Annotated in this window: 10 protein-coding genes; all 10 read right to left on the minus strand. The window is 51.2% G+C overall.

Going from position 1 to position 18,754, the window contains the following annotated elements:
- Nucleotides 1-9 precede the first annotated feature (9 nt).
- The 10 genes from NGM62_RS09250 to dxs all read right to left on the minus strand — a co-directional run bounded on the left by NGM62_RS09250 (nucleotide 10) and on the right by dxs (nucleotide 18,745).
- On the minus strand, nucleotides 10-2,436 hold the full coding sequence (locus NGM62_RS09250; RefSeq protein WP_262247376.1) for a GH92 family glycosyl hydrolase: 2,427 nt from the start codon (nucleotides 2,434-2,436) through the stop codon (nucleotides 10-12).
- A gap of 3 nt (nucleotides 2,437-2,439) precedes the next feature.
- Nucleotides 2,440-3,834 carry a 3-keto-disaccharide hydrolase gene (locus tag NGM62_RS09255; protein ID WP_262247377.1) on the minus strand — a complete coding sequence of 465 codons (1,395 nt, stop codon included), beginning with the start codon at nucleotides 3,832-3,834 and terminating at the stop codon, nucleotides 2,440-2,442.
- Nucleotides 3,835-3,897: 63 nt separating this feature from the next.
- Nucleotides 3,898-5,523, minus strand: coding sequence for a RagB/SusD family nutrient uptake outer membrane protein (locus NGM62_RS09260; protein WP_262247378.1), 1,626 nt, complete (start codon nucleotides 5,521-5,523; stop codon nucleotides 3,898-3,900).
- Nucleotides 5,524-5,593: 70 nt separating this feature from the next.
- A complete protein-coding gene (locus NGM62_RS09265) occupies nucleotides 5,594-8,854 on the minus strand; it encodes a TonB-dependent receptor (protein WP_262247379.1) in 3,261 nt (1,086 codons plus the stop codon).
- Between the two features lie 121 nt (nucleotides 8,855-8,975).
- Nucleotides 8,976-10,178, minus strand: coding sequence for a FecR family protein (locus tag NGM62_RS09270; protein WP_262247381.1), 1,203 nt, complete (start codon nucleotides 10,176-10,178; stop codon nucleotides 8,976-8,978).
- A 100-nt stretch (nucleotides 10,179-10,278) separates the two neighbouring features.
- Nucleotides 10,279-10,866, minus strand: coding sequence for an RNA polymerase sigma factor (locus NGM62_RS09275; protein ID WP_262247383.1), 588 nt, complete (start codon nucleotides 10,864-10,866; stop codon nucleotides 10,279-10,281).
- 80 nt (nucleotides 10,867-10,946) lie between these two features.
- Nucleotides 10,947-13,748 (minus strand): excinuclease ABC subunit UvrA, encoded by a 2,802-nt coding sequence (gene uvrA / locus NGM62_RS09280; protein ID WP_262247385.1) that lies wholly within the window; start codon nucleotides 13,746-13,748, stop codon nucleotides 10,947-10,949.
- 91 nt (nucleotides 13,749-13,839) lie between these two features.
- A complete protein-coding gene (gene pafA, locus NGM62_RS09285; RefSeq protein WP_262247386.1) occupies nucleotides 13,840-15,486 on the minus strand; it encodes an alkaline phosphatase PafA in 1,647 nt (548 codons plus the stop codon).
- 116 nt (nucleotides 15,487-15,602) lie between these two features.
- Nucleotides 15,603-16,745, minus strand: a complete 1,143-nt coding sequence (locus tag NGM62_RS09290) for an acyloxyacyl hydrolase (RefSeq protein WP_262247389.1) — start codon at nucleotides 16,743-16,745, stop codon at nucleotides 15,603-15,605.
- A gap of 71 nt (nucleotides 16,746-16,816) precedes the next feature.
- Complete coding sequence (gene dxs / locus NGM62_RS09295; protein WP_262247392.1) at nucleotides 16,817-18,745, minus strand: 1-deoxy-D-xylulose-5-phosphate synthase; 1,929 nt, start codon at nucleotides 18,743-18,745, stop codon at nucleotides 16,817-16,819.
- Between the last annotated feature and the right edge of the window lie 9 nt (nucleotides 18,746-18,754).

Below are 18,754 nucleotides of genomic sequence, written 5' to 3' on the forward strand. Positions count from 1 at the left end.
CCTAATCCATTACCTGATTTCACCCGTCGACATGGAAGGCGGAGCCCCACCTGCCGACGCCCCCCAATGCATGTTGGGCACGTCTCCCATCTCCAGCCCTAAAACCCCGCCTTTTACCAAGGTATCATGCGGTATCCATACCCGATTTAGTTCGTTGTCATTCAACTTAGCCGATTGGATATACCGGTTTGCGGCGCTATTGTTATTGGTTTCGATCACAAAACTCCCCCCGGGATAATAATCGGGGTTGAGGTGAAGTGTTACTTTATCGAATATGGGACTGCCGATTTCATATACCGGATCGGTTGACACCCCTCCATCGGTCGCAAAAAGCCCAATCTTGAAAAGTACAGCCAATGCGCCCATCAGTCCCTGGTCTTCGTCGCCACTATAACCGTAATCGGGGGATATACCGCTATATACCTCACTGATAATCTCTCTGGTCCAATGTTGGGTAAGGTAGGGGGCGCCGGCATAATTGAAAAGGAAAGCGGTGTGTATGCTGGGCTGGTTACCATAATTGATGTATACCTCCCTATTTCGGGTTTGTGTTTCTACCGAATGTGATTTGCCCGATGTGAAATGGTGGGTCTGGGCTACACGGAACACACTGTCGAGTTTGTTGCGAAACTTGCCCGCACCCCCCATCAGGCTGATAAGCCCCGCGACATCATGGGGCACAAACCACGTATATTGTGCAGCATTGCCTTCTACCCATCCGTTTTCATACGTGAGCACGTTGGCGGGTGACCGCCATTGGCCCGTACTGTCTTTCACCCACATCCACCCGAGCTGCCCGTTCCACAGATTTTTGTAGTTCCCGGCCCGACGGCGGAACAACTGTTCATCGGTAGCCTTACCAAGTGCATGTGCCAACTGCGACAGGGCAAAGTCCTGGTAAGCATACTCCAGCGTTTGCGCGGCCCCGTTTTGATGGAACCCGTACCGGGTGTCACTAAGTGGGTAAGGCACGTAGCCTTGTGCAATGTATTGTTCGATCCCGCCACCTTTGAATGTATGGTGCTCGTAACCCGCTTTGCTCATCAACCCTCCCGGCAGGTGGTTTTTACGCATGCCTTCGTATGCTTTCTCCACGTCGAAATCGCGGATACCTTTCATGTATGCACTTACGATAAACGGGGTGGATGAGGCACCAGTCATGACAAATGTGTAATTCCCCCCGGCCGGTCCACGGGGAACCAACCCGCCATCGTCATACATCAGCAACATGGAGTTGACAAACGAATGGGTGACCTCCGGATAGACCAGATGCCACAAGGTGTTGATGGTCCATTGCGCTCCCCAGAAAGAATCCGAATTGTGGTGGTTGAATTTGGGTTTGCCATTTTCATCGAGCGGTATCTGGCCTATCCGGGGCTCGTCACCGGTCATGTCACAGTATTTGCCATTTACATCACTGATGATCCGCCTGCCCTGCAGGGCATGCCACAAATCGGTATAAAACCGCTGACGCTCGTCGATGGTGCCCCCTTCGATTTCAATCCGGCTCAGCCATTTATTCCAATCGTCTCTCGACTCACGGACAACACGGTCAAAATCCCAATGGGGCAGCTCGGCTGTAAGGTTGAGTCGGGCTTGCTCAGTACTGACGTAAGAAATTGCCACTTTCATCTTAACAACTTCATTTTCTGCGGTAGCATAGCGGATAAAAACCCCGGTATGCTTACCCTCCACCCGGTCCCTTCCGGTCAGTAATGCTCCGTCTTTCCATCCTCCAAACTCCTGGAATGGCTTATCAACCTGCGCAACGAAGTACACGGTTACGGGCTTAGGCCTGCGTACGGTGGCCCCCATGATCGCATAGCCCTCAATTTCATGGTCGCTTACTTTCCGGGTATGGCCCCAGTCGGTTTCCGAAGGGCCTAACGCTGTCGTGAAATCAAACAAGATATGGCTTTCATCCGCCTCGGGGAATGTATACCGGTGAAAACCCACCCTTGTCGTGGCGGTAAGCTCGGCCGTGACCCCATAATCGTCTAATACGATACTATGATAGCCGGCCTTAGCAACCTCTTTTTCATGCGTATAGGCAGATCCGTATACATGTGGGCCCAAGTGACCTTTAAACGGCCCAGTGGTAGGAAGTACCGGTATACCCGATAGTTGCCAGCCATGGACATGGCTGAAGCACCTGATGGTATCCTGATGATACCGATAACCCGTTCCCCAGTCGCCATCAACTTCCATATCCGGACTCAAATTGACCATACCAAAAGGCCGTGTTGCCGAGTTGAAGAAGAACCAACGGGAGTTGGCAGCATCTACAACGGGCACGACGAGGTCTACGGGCTCGCTATTCCCGGTATAATACGCTGACGGGCTACCATCGCCGGGCCTATCACATGCTAAACACATGGTAAGCCAAAACACGCCGAACCAAAAGGCCACGATCAAGAACACTGGTTTGGACATCATAGTCTACAACTCTTTTATTTTGATGCTTCTGAAACAAACTAAATCACCGTGGTCTTGGAGCAGGATATGCCCCGATGGGGCACGGCCAAAATCAGGCACCTCGTGAAACTTGCTCGATGCGACCAAATCTTTGAATGCTTGCGATCCGCGGTCGTATTCCAGCACTTTGATATGGTTGAGCCAATGCTCCACGCGGTTTCCCCGTACCACAATTTTAGCCCTGTTCCATTTCCCCGGTGCATTTACACGCTTGTTTTTACCAACCTCGTGCAGATTTCCGGCTGTAATCAGATCATACAGTGAGCCGATTGTCCGGTTTCCATCCCTACCGTTCTTGGCATCCGGATGGTTCTGGTCGTCCAGGATCTGGTATTCGAGCCCTAACCCGGTGCCGGGTGTCTGCCGGAGCTCTTCTACCACGAGGTATTTGACCCCACTGTTACCTCCCTTATTCACCAAGAAGTCCCATTCCAGCTCGAAGTTGGAAAACTCCCGTTCGGTAATGATATCGCCGCCTTTGTTCGGGTCGCCTTTTGTGGATGGTAGTACGCACAGTACCCCGTTTTCTATTTTCCATCCCGTACGTGGAAAACTTGCGGCGTTTGCCCCGCGCCATCCTGCCGGGGTTTTACCGTCCCAAAGCAAGCGCCACCCCTCGCTAATCTGGCGCTCGCTAAGTTGATTGACCAAATAGTTTACCTCTTCTACACCGTCATCCCGCTGCCAAAGGTCAGCGGCAAGATCTTCCGTCTTGATGCGTATATTACGCCATTTGACCGTCAGTCCGTCCTGGCTCTTCTGCTTGATACCATGCACCTGTAAGGCAATGAATCCTTCGGATGTTAAATCTACCACTAAATCGGCGCATTGGATACCATTAACCCACGTCCGGATCGCATTGCCCACAGCCTCGATGCGATAGCGGTTCCACTCACCGCTTTTGAATGCTCCCCTTCCTTTTTCATTGATGGATAGCGGATACAACCAGCCTTGCCGGGCTTCGTCATAAACCCCGCCGCTCCAAGCCCGTTCGGATGGGTCAATCTCCACCTGATAGCCGTGCACACGGCCGTTGTTCACTTCAGGAAGGCTCAGGCTCCGGATCTGTATTCCGGAGTTGAGGCCCGCTTCGATCATTACCTCCAGCTCAAGGATGAAATCAGAATACGTTTTCTTGGTACAGAGGAAGGTATTCGGCGTATTTAATTTCGAGATGCCGACAATGGCGTTGTCTTCCACTTCATACGTTGCTGTTCCGTTCTTTACTTCCCATCCATCTAAATTTTCTCCGTTAAACAATGTATACCATCCCGTTTGTTGTGAAGCGGCGGGAAAGTGGCAGGCAATGAGGATTAACCCTGCCAGGTATAGAGACTGTCGGTAGTTGCCTATATTCATAAGTGGTCTTTCTATGCGCTTTTTATGTCGCGTATTCACTGGGGGTATCCCCAAGTAATACCGTCAATATCCGAAATTCTGTGGGAAATTATTTGTCGTCCGTTCAATTTGTGACAACGGTATGGGCCGTAGCAGGTGGAAATCCTGGATGGAGTTAGCCACGGAAGCCCGTTCGTTGTGCAGCTTCACGCGCTCAATCAATGTCCCTGTCCTTTTCAGTTCGGTCCACCGTGGCTCCTCGCCGCAAAGTTCCCTAGCACGTTCATCGAGAATATCATCGATGGTTACCGAGGAGAGCGCCATTGCGTCTTTCATTCCGGGAGTGCCGGCCCGGCTACGGACGGCATTGATATGTTCAAGGGCTTTGGATTCATTCCCACTCTTAAGGTATGCCTCCGCTGCAATGAGATGGGTCTCCGCCAAACGGAATACAAAAAGGTCGCGAGTTCCTTTATCATCACCGTAAGGTAAGCCCGACTCGAAAAATTTCCATATCGGAGGGAACTGGGTGAATTTTGACGTATTCATATAATACTCATCGTAATTAACGGCAATATAATCCGCGGCAGATATCCGTTCGGCACTCCATGGCTGATTCCATTCAGGAAAGAAAAGCACCGTATCCCCCACCTGTTTATCGCCCTGGTTTACGGTAGCATAGAAAATCCGTAGAAACGTAGCATCATACCGGCTGTCTGCCTCGGTATCATAGAGGCTGGCGAGGTACCTCGAAGGCACATAACGCGGCTGCTGCCGATTATAAGTGCTCGATCTGTCCATACCGATCAGGCCGTCAACGCCTTGGCCAAAAATCGAATGGGCATCGTTACCATCGCCATTCAACACGGTATTGCTACTATACTGGACTGAAAAGAGGATCTCGTTGTTTTCCTCGTTACCTTGTTTGAATACATCCCCAAACGTGCCGAGCAATTCATATTGCCCCGAATTGATAACAGCAGTTGCGTTATCTGCTGCTTTTGCGAAATCATCCGACGCAGCAAAATCGCGATATCCCCGGGTAAGGTACACCTTGGCCAGTAGATGCTGCGCTGCGCCTTTTGTAACCCGCCCGTAGTCTTCCTGCGTGAGCGGAAGCTGCGTAACCGCATTCTCCAAGTCTTGGACGATCTGGGCATAAACCTGCTCTTCCGCAACACGTTCGGCACTTGTCACCACTTCTGTAATTTCGTTGAGCGGTAGGGGAATCTCGCCAAATTGCTGTACGAGATAGAAGTAATAAAGTGCCCGGAGGAATTTGATTTCAGCCACTCGTGCCATCTTAATACCCTCATTCATAGACACCGTCGGTGCGCGGTCGACAGCGGTATTGGTGCGGGCTATAGCGGTATAAAGCATATTCCACCATGTTTCTACGGCTTCGGCCTGCGGGTTAATGGCCTGAGCGGAGTACTCATTGAGCCCGTTTAACCCGCCTAGTGCTGGGTCACCTACCTGCGTAAACACATCGGTACCCAGCAACACCAAATCTCGTTGTTTATGGATATCCCTAAGCGGGGCATAAGCCGATTTAACCAAATCTTCAAAACCCTGTTCATCAACATAGTAGTTATCGGTCGTGCGGTCTGAAATGAGGTCCTCATCCAATAAGCTACTACAAGACGCCATGCACAAGACTATCCAGGTTAACAATAGGATGCTGGATATATTTTTTATAATCGTCTTCATATAAATTCTTTCTTAAAATGACTGTAAATTCAAAAGAACCCGTCGTTAGTTATTCATCTACGTCTGTTGTCTAAAACGATATGTTCGCCCCGAACAGATAGGTGGCAGAGCTTACCCCCATATTGAAGGTGTTTTGCTCGCTCCATTCCGGATCAAACCCGGCATAATCAGTGAATATCAGCGGATTATTCGCCGTCAGGTATAGCCGCAGGCCAGACATTTTCAGCCGGGACAATAGGTTCGGTGAAAATGAGTATCCCAGCGTAATATTCTGTACACGCACGAAAGAAGCATCCACATAGGCCTTCAGTTCTTCACGTGCCCGGCCACCGGTATTATTGGGCGCAGGCCACTCGTTGGATGGATTGGTCTCTGTCCAGTAGTCCACATTCAGTTTGTTATACCGGCCATTCCACTCCCTTGCGAAGTTGGAATGGTGAAACGGACTGTACACCATCGAACCCTGCCGTGAGTATAACATGAAGGAAAAATCAAATCCTTTATAAGCAAAGGTATTGGTCATTCCGCCGATCCACTTGGGGAGCGGGCTGCCTATGATCTGTTGGTCGGCTTCGGTAATCCGTCCATCGTTATTGAGGTCCTTCACCTTTACATGGCCCGGCTCCGCACCATATTTTTCGGCTTCTCCCGCTTCATCCAGCTGCCATATTCCGTCGAAGACCTCGGCATAATGCACTTCTATCGGCTGGCCGATGAACCACCTGTTTCCTACATCATCCTGGTTGTCTCCATAGAGCTCCAAAATCTTGTTGTTGTTTTTAGCGAAGGTGATGGTCGTCTTCCACGAGAAATCCCCGGTATGGACATTCACGGTGTTGAGCGCCACTTCTACCCCTTTGTTGGACGTAGAGCCCACGTTGGCTGTAATAGCGCTAAAACCTGTATGTTGGGGGAGTGCCCGGTTAAGGATCAGATCTTCGGTTTTCCGATTATAAATATCCACAGAGCCCGAAATCCGGTTCTTGAAGAGTCCGAAGTCTATCCCGAGGTTGATCTCCTTGGTTCTTTCCCATCCCAGCGACCTGTTGGCGATGGCCCCCGGCGCAAAACCCAATGCAGCATTCCCACCCCAATCATATAGCGTTTGGGCGATAGCAGCTTGGGTTGAATAAGGAGCAACCGCATCATTACCGACTACACCATAGCTCAAGCGGAACTTGAGGTTAGAAAGAGGCTTCACATCGTTGAGGAAATCCTCCTCACTCGCACGCCATGCCAGCGCAGCGGACGGGAAGAAGGCCCACTTATGACCTACGGCCAACTTGGATGAACCATCGGCACGCCCCGTCAACGTCAGCTGGTACCTATCGTTAAAGGAGTAGTTGAACCGGCCCATATAGGAAAGCAACGTCCATTCAGTCAGATAGCTCGACACCCCGTCAATATTGCCGGCAGAACCGGTATTGTACCAAAAAGAATCAAATGGGAGGTCCAGCACGTCTTGTGAAGCCCCTTCGTTGCGGTTCACCACGATGCTGTTGGCCAATACTCCACTGAATGAATGGGACTTTACTGTGCGGTTATAAGACAACACATTGTCTAACGTATAAGAAAGGTTGAGCTCATTGCTGTATCCCCCTCTCCCGTTCCGGGTCCCTGTATTTGCTTTCGAATATTTCCCGGCAAAGGTTCCATTACGTATACTTTCCAGGTATGGCGAAATGGTAGACCGGAACGACAGCCCATCAAATAAGCTCAGTTCTACAAAGAGATTGCCGAACACCCGGAAATTCCGGAATTCGTCTTTGACGTTCAATGGGTCGAAAAGAGCATTGGGTGTCTGGCTATCACTGGTAGTTGGCCAAAACAACAGCTCGCCATTCTCATCATAAGCATCACCTGTTGGGCGTAGGCGATAAGCGCTGCGGAGTGCCTCGTTCGACCCCTGGTCTTGTACGCTATAGGAAATATAAGTAGATGTGCCCGCATTGATCCAGTTATTTATTTTGCCATCGATATTGGCTTTCAACGTCAGGCGGCTGAACTCTTCGGCAGGAACATTCCCCTCTTCTTTCAGGTAACCTGCTGAAAAGAAATGTCGCGAATTTTCACCACCTCCCGAAAGTGAAACATTGTGGCTAGATTGCATGCCATTCTGCAGTAGGAGGTCTATCCAGTCTGTATATGTTCCGTTTGCAATGTTCTGCTGTTCTTTTTCATCAAAATAGCGATTGCCCCCATTTTTCAGGACTTCGTTGAAATTAGCAACAAATTGGGGGCCATCCATCATGTCGGGCAAGTTGGTAGGTGTTTTCATGCCCACGTAGCCATCGTATGCGATCCGGTTCTTGCCGGGTATCCCCTGCCTGGTGGAAACGATGATCACCCCATTAGACCCCCTCGATCCGTAGATGGCTGTTGCCGAGGCGTCCTTCAGGACATCAATTTTCTCGATATCAGCCGGATTTAAGGAATTCAACGATCCACCCATCACGCCATCAATCACTACCAACGGCTCATTACCCTTACCGATGGAGTTCAGCCCCCGCACCTCGATACTGTAATCGTCTCCGGGTTTACCATTTACCTTAAGTAAATTAACACCGGCCACCTGCCCCTGTATGGCCCCTGCGGCTTGTATGTTCGCAGTTCTTACAATCGCATCACGCCCTACCGAACCGATGGCTCCGGTTACATCGCTCTTTTTTACGCTTCCATAACCGATAACTACCACTTCATCGAGGTCGCTAAGTGATGGTGACAATGACACGCTTACTTGATTCGAATTACCTATAGGTTGTTCAGTCGGTTCGAAACCGACTAAAGAGAAGACCAACACCGTTGCCTCCGGCGGGACCTGTAAGGAAAACTGCCCCGCCGCGTTTGAGGTGGTCCCCATCGTCATACCCTTTACAGCCACGGTAACCCCTTCCAGGGGTTTGCCTTCATGGTCGGTAATCCTTCCGGAAATCTCCCGCTGCTGGATCTCTATTTCTATCGCCTTGATGGCCTCTCTTTTCCGCTGAACAAGCACCGTCGTGTTTTCAATCTGGTACGTAAGCGGCTGGCCTGAAAAACAAGCGTCGAGGACCTCATCCAGTGGAGCGTCTTTGAAATTTAGGTCGACAGCATTGGTCCCCCTCAAATGAGCACTGTTATACAGAAAGTCATACCCTGTTTGCTGCTGGATCTGTTCCAAAACGTTCGCAATGGGTGCTTTCTTGACATGGATGGTCACTTTCTGTGCATAACCCATGGCCCCAGCCTGTAGGAATGTTACGGTCAACAATAGGGTGACAAGTTTCATGGTTAGCAACAATTTGAACACATAACGCCTGGGAAGGCGGAATACAATAGATTTTTTATACATTTGACAAAATGTTTGGTAAATAATTGATTACTTCTCAACTGAATGAAGTCAATGCCACCATTTTACGCCGGGTGCGCCGCGAACGCTTCCGGCTTTTTTGTGGCCGTCCTGATAAGTAAAGCTACCTCATGATGACCACCCTCCTTTCCTTAATCTCGAATTGGATCGGTGCAAGCTTTTCCAGATTGCTGAACAGCTGCGACACATTTTTAGACCGCTGGAAGGTACCTGAAAATCGCTCATTAAATTCTCCTCGATATTCCACTGCCTCAATGTCATACCAACGCGACACCTTATCGATAATCTCTTCAATAGACTCATCGTCAAATCGGAAATACCCGTCCTTCCACGCAACGGCCGACCGCACATTTGCCGCAGATTGCCGGATTGCCCCAGTCAGGATATCTACCACGGCCTGCTGATTGGGTTTGAGTGTGACCATGTTTCCACTATTGGAAACATTAACCGCGCCTTCCAACAACGTTGTCGTTGTCTGCTGTTCATCGGCGTATGCTGAAACATTGAAGTGGGTGCCCAGCACTTGAATCACGCTGCCGTTGGCTTCAACTTTGAATGGCTTAGAAGCATCTGGTGCGACCTCAAAATATGCTTCTCCGATAAGCGAAATACTCCGCTCGGCGCCGGTAAACATTACCGGATACCGAATCGACGAGGCAGTATTCATCCACACCTTCGTTCCATCGGGAAGCAGGATTCGGTAGGTGCTCCCCTTGGGCGTGCTAAATGTATTATATTTGAGCGCCGCCTCGACAACATCTCCACCCCTGGCCTCATAAAAAATACTGCCATCCGCATCTTTCCTGATCTCAACGCCCAGCTCGCGGGCTAACACACCCCCCGATGAGTCGTTCAGTAAAATCGTGCTGCCGTCTGCCAACGTGAGTGTCGCTTCGTTATGCTCGGGCAACGTGATTTCATTCTTGTTTTCAGAAACCTCAGGCGATACACCAAAACCTGTCCCTGTGGCCTGATAGAGTAAAAACCCGACCGTAACAGCGGCTATTAACAACGCGGCCACCTTTAGCCAGGGAGCAATACTGAACTTATGTGCCGGCAACTGTTGGCTCGAAACCGCCTGCCGTTGGCGGATTTCGGCAATAAGCTGATTGTAAATGGTATCCTTCCGTTCGGGGTCAAACCGTAAGGCCGCGAAAGAGCGTTTTTGGAATGCCCGGTCAATAGCTCCGGATACCCCCTCGGGGTCGCCGTCGTCTAGATACGCCAACAGCTCCTCACAATCTTCCCGCGTGATGGTATTCTCAAAATATTGTGTCAACAACTGTTGTAGGCGATTGCTGTCCATACTTATAGTTAATAATCGGTAGCCCGGAGGCGACTTACACACATAGAACACGAAAAAGTAGGGGTAGGACTAGTGCGGTTGATTTTTTTTTGAAACTTTTTTAAAGTTGCCCCAGGCTCAGGAAGACCAACGCCTGTAGATACGTATAGCCCGATTGCTGGAGGGTGCTCTTCAACGTTTTCAAAGCCTGCACCATGTGGTTTTTGACGGTATTGGGAGAAATGCCGAGCTTTTGGGCAATTTCATTATGCGTAAGGCCCTCTTCCCGGCTGAGCTTGAAGATGAGCTGCTGCTGCTTGGGCAAAGATGATATCAAGCGTTCCGCATGCTGCTCCAGCTCTTCAGCCATAAGCTGCTCTTCCGATACGTTGACCGCAACCTCTATATTACGCATCAGCTGCTCCAGCAACTCCCCCGATTTGCGGACCTCTCTCAGCTTATTCAGGCACAGCCGCTTGGCAATCACATACAAGTAGAGCCAGATGTTACCTTGGTCGTCCAAGCCTTCGCGATTCAACCAAAGCTTCAGGAATACGTCCTGGACAATTTCCTCACTCCAAGCGGTATCTTTTAGAAACCGGAAAGCCAACTGATACACCTGCTCACTATGGAAATCATAGACCTCGCGGAAGGCGACCTCATCGCCAGCTATCAAGCGCCGGATTGTCGAGCAGTCGATAAGAGACATCGGTATAAGTTTATAACTGTCCTAACGAATTACAAACCTACCATAAAATTGCAATAAAAAGAAGAAAACTTTGAATCAGGCTATCTTCCTGCCATATATGTTTTCAAGAACCTAGCAGTATGTGTATCCGAGCTGCCGACCATCTGCTCGGGGGTACCCTCGAAGATCAGCTCCCCACCTTTTTCGCCACCCTCCGGTCCGATATCAATGATCCAGTCGGCGCTTTTTATCATGTCCATGTTGTGCTCGATAACGAGAATGCTATTCCCCTGGGCTATCAGTGCATCGAATGACTTCAGCAACTTCCGGATATCGTGGAAATGCAACCCGGTCGTCGGCTCGTCGAAGATAAATAAGGTGCTTTTATGGTTATTCCCCTTAATGAGGAATGACGCTAGCTTGATGCGCTGTGCTTCACCGCCCGACAGGGTGCTCGACGACTGCCCCAGTTTCACGTAGCTAAGCCCCACATCTGCCAGCGGCTGCAACTTTGCCACAATTTTCGGCTGGTCACTAAAGAGCTCGAGGGCCTCCTCCACGCTGAGGTCGAGGATATCCGACACGTTTTTCTCCTTCCAGACGACATCCAGCACATGTGGTTTAAACCGTTTACCTCCGCACGCCTCACATGGCAATACGATATCGGCCATAAACTGCATCTCGATCTTCACTTCTCCTTCGCCCTGGCATACATCGCACCGTCCGCCTTCCACATTGAAAGAGAAGGCCGCAGGCTTCAGCCCGGCGGCTTTCGCGGCCGGTAATGCACTATACAGTGCGCGGATTTCGTCCCACGCTTTCACATAGGTTACCGGGTTTGAGCGCGAGGAGCGCCCAATCGGGTTTTGATCTACCAGCTCAACCTGCTCAATCCGCTGGACGTCGCCATCAATGCCATCGTAAAGCCCGGTCTGTTCGCCCGAGTAGTTACCCAGAGCCTTCTGCAACGCCGGGTACAGGATCCGTTTCACGAGCGACGTCTTGCCCGATCCAGAAACCCCGGTCACTACCGTAAATACATTGAGCGGAAAGCGGACTTCGATGCCCTTAAGGTTATTCTCCCTCGCCCCCCTTATTACAATAGCATCGTGCCACTTACGCCTGCTAGGCGGAACCGGGATCCGTTCCTTACCGCTCAGGTACCTGCCGGTGAGGCTATGGTCATCCTTCAATATGTCCTCGTAATTACCTTCGAACACCAGTTCCCCACCATTTATGCCTGCTTCGGGGCCGATATCGATCAGGTGGTCTGCTGCCTGCATCATCTCCTGCTCATGCTCCACAACCAGCACCGTATTACCCACGTTGCGCAACGATTTCAGCACACTGATAAGACGCTGGGTATCCCGCGGGTGGAGGCCGATACTCGGTTCATCCAGTACATAGACAGACCCCACCAGCGAGCTGCCAAGCGAGGTGGCCAAGTTGATGCGCTGCGATTCGCCTCCGGAGAGCGTATTCGACAGCCGGTTTAACGTAAGGTAGCTCAGGCCAACATCGATAAGGAATTGCAGGCGGTTGCAGATCTCTGCGAGGAGCCGCTTGGCTATCTTCGTTTCATTCTCGGTTAGGCTGAGCTGTTGGAAGAAGGCGAGAGCCACATCCAGCGGCATCAGTACCACATCAGATATGGATTTATTATTTATCTTCACGTACGTCGCATCTCTACGGAGCCGTGTACCGTTGCATTCCGGGCAGTTGGTTTTACCGCGGTACCGGGATAACATCACCCGGTATTGGATTTTATATGTGTGTTCTTCGAGTTCAACAAAAAATTGGTTCAACCCGCTGAAATGGCTGTTCCCCCTCCACAGCAGCTCCTTCTGGTCCGAAGTCAGGTCGGCATAGGCACGATGTATCGGAAAATCGAATTTGCCCGAATTCCGGATGAGCCGCTGGAGCCATTCGCCCATCTTTTCACCACGCCAGGGCGCAATCGCCCCATCGTATACCGACCGGCTTTTATCGGGCACTACCAGGTCCGGATCGATACCGATAACCCGGCCATACCCTTCGCATCGCTTACAGGCTCCATAAGGGTTGTTGAAGCTGAAGAGGTTGGGCGTGGGCTCCTCAAAGGTGATACCGTCTAGCTCAAAGCGATCTGAAAACGTGTGTACGATTCCATTCTCTTCGACATAACAATCGCCCTTGCCCTCAAAAAATGCGGTCTGCACCGAGTCTGCCACTCGATTCGCGGTGTCGTCCTCACCATCCACCGTAACACGGTCAATCACCACCAACAAGTCACCGGCCCTGGCCGCCCCGTCTTCCAATGAAGTGTCATCCAGCAGCGCCTCGATTTTAGACAGGGTGCCGCCGTAGATAACGCGCACGAAGCCTTTTTGCAGTAAAATAGCCAGTTCTTCTTTCAGCGTACGGTTATTGCTGGGGTGTAGCGGCGCATTGATCGTGGCAACGGTATCCTGCGGCAGGGCCATTACAAAATTGGTCACCGATGTAACCGTGTCTTTCTTTACCTCCTCACCTGATATGGGCGAATATGTTTTTCCGATACGTGCGTAAAGCAATTTAAGGTAATCGTATATCTCCGTCGACGTGCCGACCGTAGACCGGGGATTGCTGGTGATGACACGCTGCTCGATAGCGATGGCAGGGGCAATGCCCTTGATGTAGTCGACATCAGGCTTCGTCATCCGCCCCATAAACTGCCGGGCATAGGCTGAAAGGCTCTCCACATAGCGCCGCTGGCCTTCGGCATAGAGCGTATCAAAGGCCAAAGACGACTTCCCCGAGCCCGACATGCCGGTGATGACCACCAGTTTATTTTTCGGGATAGCCACGTCTACATTCTTGAGGTTGTGTACACGTGCGCCTTTAATGATAATGTGGGTTTTGGGATCGAGCGTTGCTATATTCATATGCATAAATCACCCCGCATATACCGCTGCGGAGGCATACAAAAGTACAGATAATTTTTTTAGTATCAAGCGGCTTTTCAAGAAGCCTGTGCTAACGCAGTACTTCCACCACCGGCTGCCCGATATTACCGTTCGGCTCCTCGATATGGAGCAAGGCGGCAATAGTCGGCGCAATATCCGTCATGTGTGTTTCCCTGTTGGTCGACCCATGCTCAATACCCCAGCCCATCATCACGAAGGGGATGTGGGCATCGTATGAGGCCCATGTGCCGTGGGTGGTGCCCCGCGAGCGGGGAGAGCCGCTATACCATTGCGGTTCCAGGATGATTTGAATACATCCGCTGCGCTTGGGGTTGTAGCCATTGACGATACGCTCGCGGATGCGCTCGGGTATGCTGGATGCGCCGGCCTTTTCCATATCCGTTACAAAAGCTACGCCTTCCAGCGTACGCAGGAATTTGATGGCCCGCTCTTTGATATCATCCACATCCAAGTCAAGGGCCTGGATGGTTTCGTAGTTGAGATGCACCTGGTAATTCATCAGGCTCCTGACAATCTTCTCCTGCCCGAACTCCTCTTCAAGCAAGTCGTTGAGGCCCGAAAGCGCATTGCGCTCATCGAAATATCCGGCATTGCCCCGTTTGTCCATGAAAAACAACGGGTTATGCGAAGCCCCGTGATCGGCGGTTAAAAACAATGTATATTCACCCCTGCCCACGTGGTCATCAAGGTAAGAAAAAAATGCCGCCAGCTCTTTGTCGAGCCGCAGGTAGGTATCTTCAATCTCAATGGCGTTGACCGAAAACTGGTGGCCTACGTAGTCGGTCGACGAAAGGCTCACACACAGGAAATCCGTAACACCCTGTGGGTTATGGCCCAAGTGTTCATTGCTGATTGCCGCCTTGGCCAGATCCAGCGTAAGCGTATTCCCAAACGGCGTAGCACGTATCATACCCAAGCCATTGTCTTTAACTAGGTCAGCCAATTTCTTCGGAAACACAGGAGCCTCCTCGCCACGGTATGTAGCCTCGTAAGGGTTGTCATCTTCCACACTCTGTACATACGTATCAATGGGGTAAAGTGTATTCCAGTCTTGCTGTAAGTACTTCTCGGCCAGCTGCTGCGTATTGAATTGCTTTACCCAATCCGGCAGATCCTGCATGTAGAACGTACTCGAAATCCAGTTGCCCGAGCTGCCTTCGAACCAATAAGCAGCATCTGCAAAATGCCCGGCCGGCAAGATACCGCCTCGGTCTTTAATGGCTATGCCGATAACTTTCGAGCGGAAGTTGGTGGCAAGTTTAAGCTGGTCGGTGATGGTCGATGCAAGCAGGTTGCGGGGCGACTGCTTACCTTCGGCTTTGTCCGTTCCCACACCATTTACATCGTCATCCTGCGTGCAATACATCCGCTGCCCGGTCTGCTGGATAATGAAATCGTTACCCGCAATCCCGTGTATGGCTGGGACACTGCCCGTATAAACCGTGCTATGGCCTATTGCCGTATACGTAGGGACATAAGGAATATAGGTGTTCTCGCACGAGAAACCCTGCTTCAGGAGCCGCTTGAACCCATCGTCGCTATAACGGTCGTAAAAGCGGTAAAGGTAATCCCAGCGCATCTGGTCGACCATGAGTCCAACAACCAGTTTCGGCCGCTCAACAGCCTCTTGCGCACGAATGTGGCACGTAAGTAAACTGAATACCAACGTACCTAAAAATAATCTGCCTAACTTCATTTTATATCTTGTTGAGATGGGAACCCATTATTAAACGGGTATTGCCTGGCTAATTTAGTAATTCTTGATACGAAAAAGCAGGGTACATCGTAACAAGTTCGTTGCGCAGCTGCATGTCAAATCCTGAGTATCAGCCCCCAGTTGGCGTAGTCTGCCTGGACACCATGTAGGCTGAGGGTGCTCTGGACACCTATATTGGGGGTGAAATAATAACGGAGGCCTGTCACCCAGTACCATTTTACATTGTGATAATTCCGATAGTGCAGGTATTTTCCATACATCGCATTGACAACGATGCGGCCCATGGTGAAATCGGCCCCTGCGGCCACACCCCAACGGATCGGATCGAGCGATGAACCGTAATACTGGAATGTTTCATCAAATCGCTCGGGATCGAATACCGTATGGTAATAGACCACATGTGAACCTGCCTTGAGGCTTATTGCCCGGTTGAGGTAAAAATTGTACCCTGCATACATGCCCGAACGGAAGAACTTTCCATGGCGGCTGCGATACCGCCCACGCACACCGGCACCGAACCACAGCTCGGCACTGTTGCCGTCGATGTGGGGGTAATCTTCCGCCCCACCAGCGGGTGCCCCTTCATGTCCAAGTGCCGTCTTTATGCCAATGGATCCGGTCAGCGTATTCCAGCCTCCATTGGGTACCGCTACCCCGCCATTGGAGTAATGCTGGATGTGCCCGCCGGCGACGAGGCTCGTATAGCGGCTTACGGGTACTTCAAGGCTCAGCTCTCCTGTCACCATGAGGTTCACATGGCCGCCGATTATTGATGTAGCAGGCTGCGTATAGATGTTTTCCGTGATGTATGCCAGGCCAATCCCCGGCGTAAGCTGCAGCTTGGCTTTCCCTAATTCCAACAACTGGAAATCAACCTCCGTCAATGCCCCGAACGCTTGTCCTCCCGGATACGCCACGCCATCAACGATTTCTTTCATGTCGTTCAGGTTATGCCACGTAACACCGAAGGAGACGTTCTGGGCGTTTAAAACCCGGACCCACTCCTTGCCGCTATGCGCTACATTCTTATCGTAGCTGATGTGTAGGCCATAGAGATAATTATCCTTACGGTTGATGTTGTCTGCGTTGACGTCAACACCGTATTGTGCCTTAATGGAAATTGCGTGTTTAGCCCGATCCAACTGGGCTATTGCTGTGTGTGAGAATATCAGGGCAAGCAGGAATACCCCGAGCGGGATAACTGATTGCTTCCGCGACACGTTAAGAAGGTAAGTCATTGGTACAAATCAAGTTTGCAAGCGTTAACGAAATTCACCGAGCCGCAAACTTAGCGATTTATGTGTAATTTCTAACCTGCTAGGCTATCTGTTTTTCGGCTAATCGCCATTTTCCGTACGGCATCGGCGATGGCTAAACGGTCGTATCCACACTGGGCCCATAGCTCGTGCTGTTCACCGTGCTCTACCACATCATCGGGTATACCCAGGCGTACAACGTTGGCTTGATAACCGTGGTCTGCCATAAACTCCAATACGGCACTGCCCACACCCCCCTGTATACATCCGTCTTCAACCGTGATGACTTTTTTGAACTTTCCAAAGACCTCGCGCAAAAGCGCCTCATCCAGTGGTTTCACGAACCGCAAGTCGTAATGTGCCGGGAATATCCCCTCTTCATTGAGCACCATGCGGGCGCTTACCACTTCGTTGCCGATGTGGCCGACACTTAACAGGGCAACCTCCTCCCCATCGCAGAGCTTGCGTCCCTCGCCTATGTTCACTGCCCTGAACGCCCGCCGCCAGTCTGGCATAACACCTTGGCCGCGTGGATACCGGATCACAAACGGACCCACACCATCTTGCTGCGCGGTATACATCAGGTTACGGAGCTCTTCTTCATTCATGGGTGCTGATACGGTAAGGTTAGGTATGCAGCGCATATAAGCCAGATCATACGCACCGTGGTGCGTGGGGCCGTCGGCACCGGCTACGCCGGCGCGGTCGAGGCAGAATACCACATGCAGGTTCTGGATGGCAACATCGTGTATCACCTGGTCGTAGGCCCGCTGCATGAAACTCGAATAGATATTACAAAACGGAACCATCCCTTGGGTGGCCAGCCCGGCCGAGAACGTTACGGCATGCTGCTCGGCAATGCCGACGTCGAATGCCCGGTCCGGCATGGCTTTCATCATGATGTTCATGGACGAGCCCGAAGGCATAGCGGGTGTGATGCCCATAATGCGGTCGTTTTTCTCAGCCAGCTCCACAAGGGTATGTCCAAACACGTCCTGATATTTCGGGGCAACCGGCTTATCGCTCTTGGATTTCTTGATTTCGCCCGTGATTTTGTCAAATAGGCCCGGCGCATGCCAGGTGGTCTGGTCTTTTTCGGCTAGCGCATACCCTTTGCCCTTTACGGTGACACAGTGAAGCAGCTTAGGGCCGGGAATACCCTTCAGGTCGTCCAGCGTATTGATCAGCCGCTTCACGTCGTGCCCATCCACCGGTCCGAAATAACGGAAGTTGAGCGACTCGAAAAGGTTGCTGTTTTTCAGTAGCGTACCTTTGATGCTTTTCTCTATTTTTTTGGCCATACCCAAAGCGTCCGGCCCCAGCTCCGAAATCTTTGTCAACACATGCGCGATGTCGTCCCTGAAGCGGTTCCAGGGCCTGGAGGTGGTGATGCTGGTCAGGTATTCCTTCAGTGCCCCCACGTTAGGGTCGATCGACATGCAGTTGTCGTTAAGGATCACCAGCAGGTTGGACTTCTCGATACCGGCGTGGTTGAGCGCTTCAAACGCCATGCCCGCGGTCATGGCACCGTCTCCTATCACGGCAACGTGCTGGCGGTCCGTCTCACCTTTGTAGTGCGAAGCCACTGCCATACCCAGTGCCGCCGAAATGGAGGTTGACGAGTGGCCGACGCCAAATGCATCGTATATACTCTCACCGCGCTTCGGGAACCCGCTGATACCGCCGAATATGCGATTCGTATGAAATTCATCTCGCCTACCCGTAAGGATCTTATGCCCATAAGCCTGATGTCCCACATCCCAGACCAGCTGGTCGTAGGGCGTATTAAGTACGTAATGTAGTGCTACCGTCAACTCTACCACGCCCAAACTTGCAGCAAAGTGCCCACCATGTGTAGAAACGGTGTCAATAATGTATTGGCGTAGCTCACCACACAGCGCCACCAACTCAGCTTGGCTAAGTCGTTTTAAGTCTGTGGGTGTATTTATCTTCTTAAGCAGTTCTCCGGCCTCAATATCCATAATGCCCGG

The organism is Parapedobacter soli, assembly GCF_025460835.1.
In the GTDB taxonomy this organism is placed as follows: domain Bacteria; phylum Bacteroidota; class Bacteroidia; order Sphingobacteriales; family Sphingobacteriaceae; genus Parapedobacter; species Parapedobacter soli.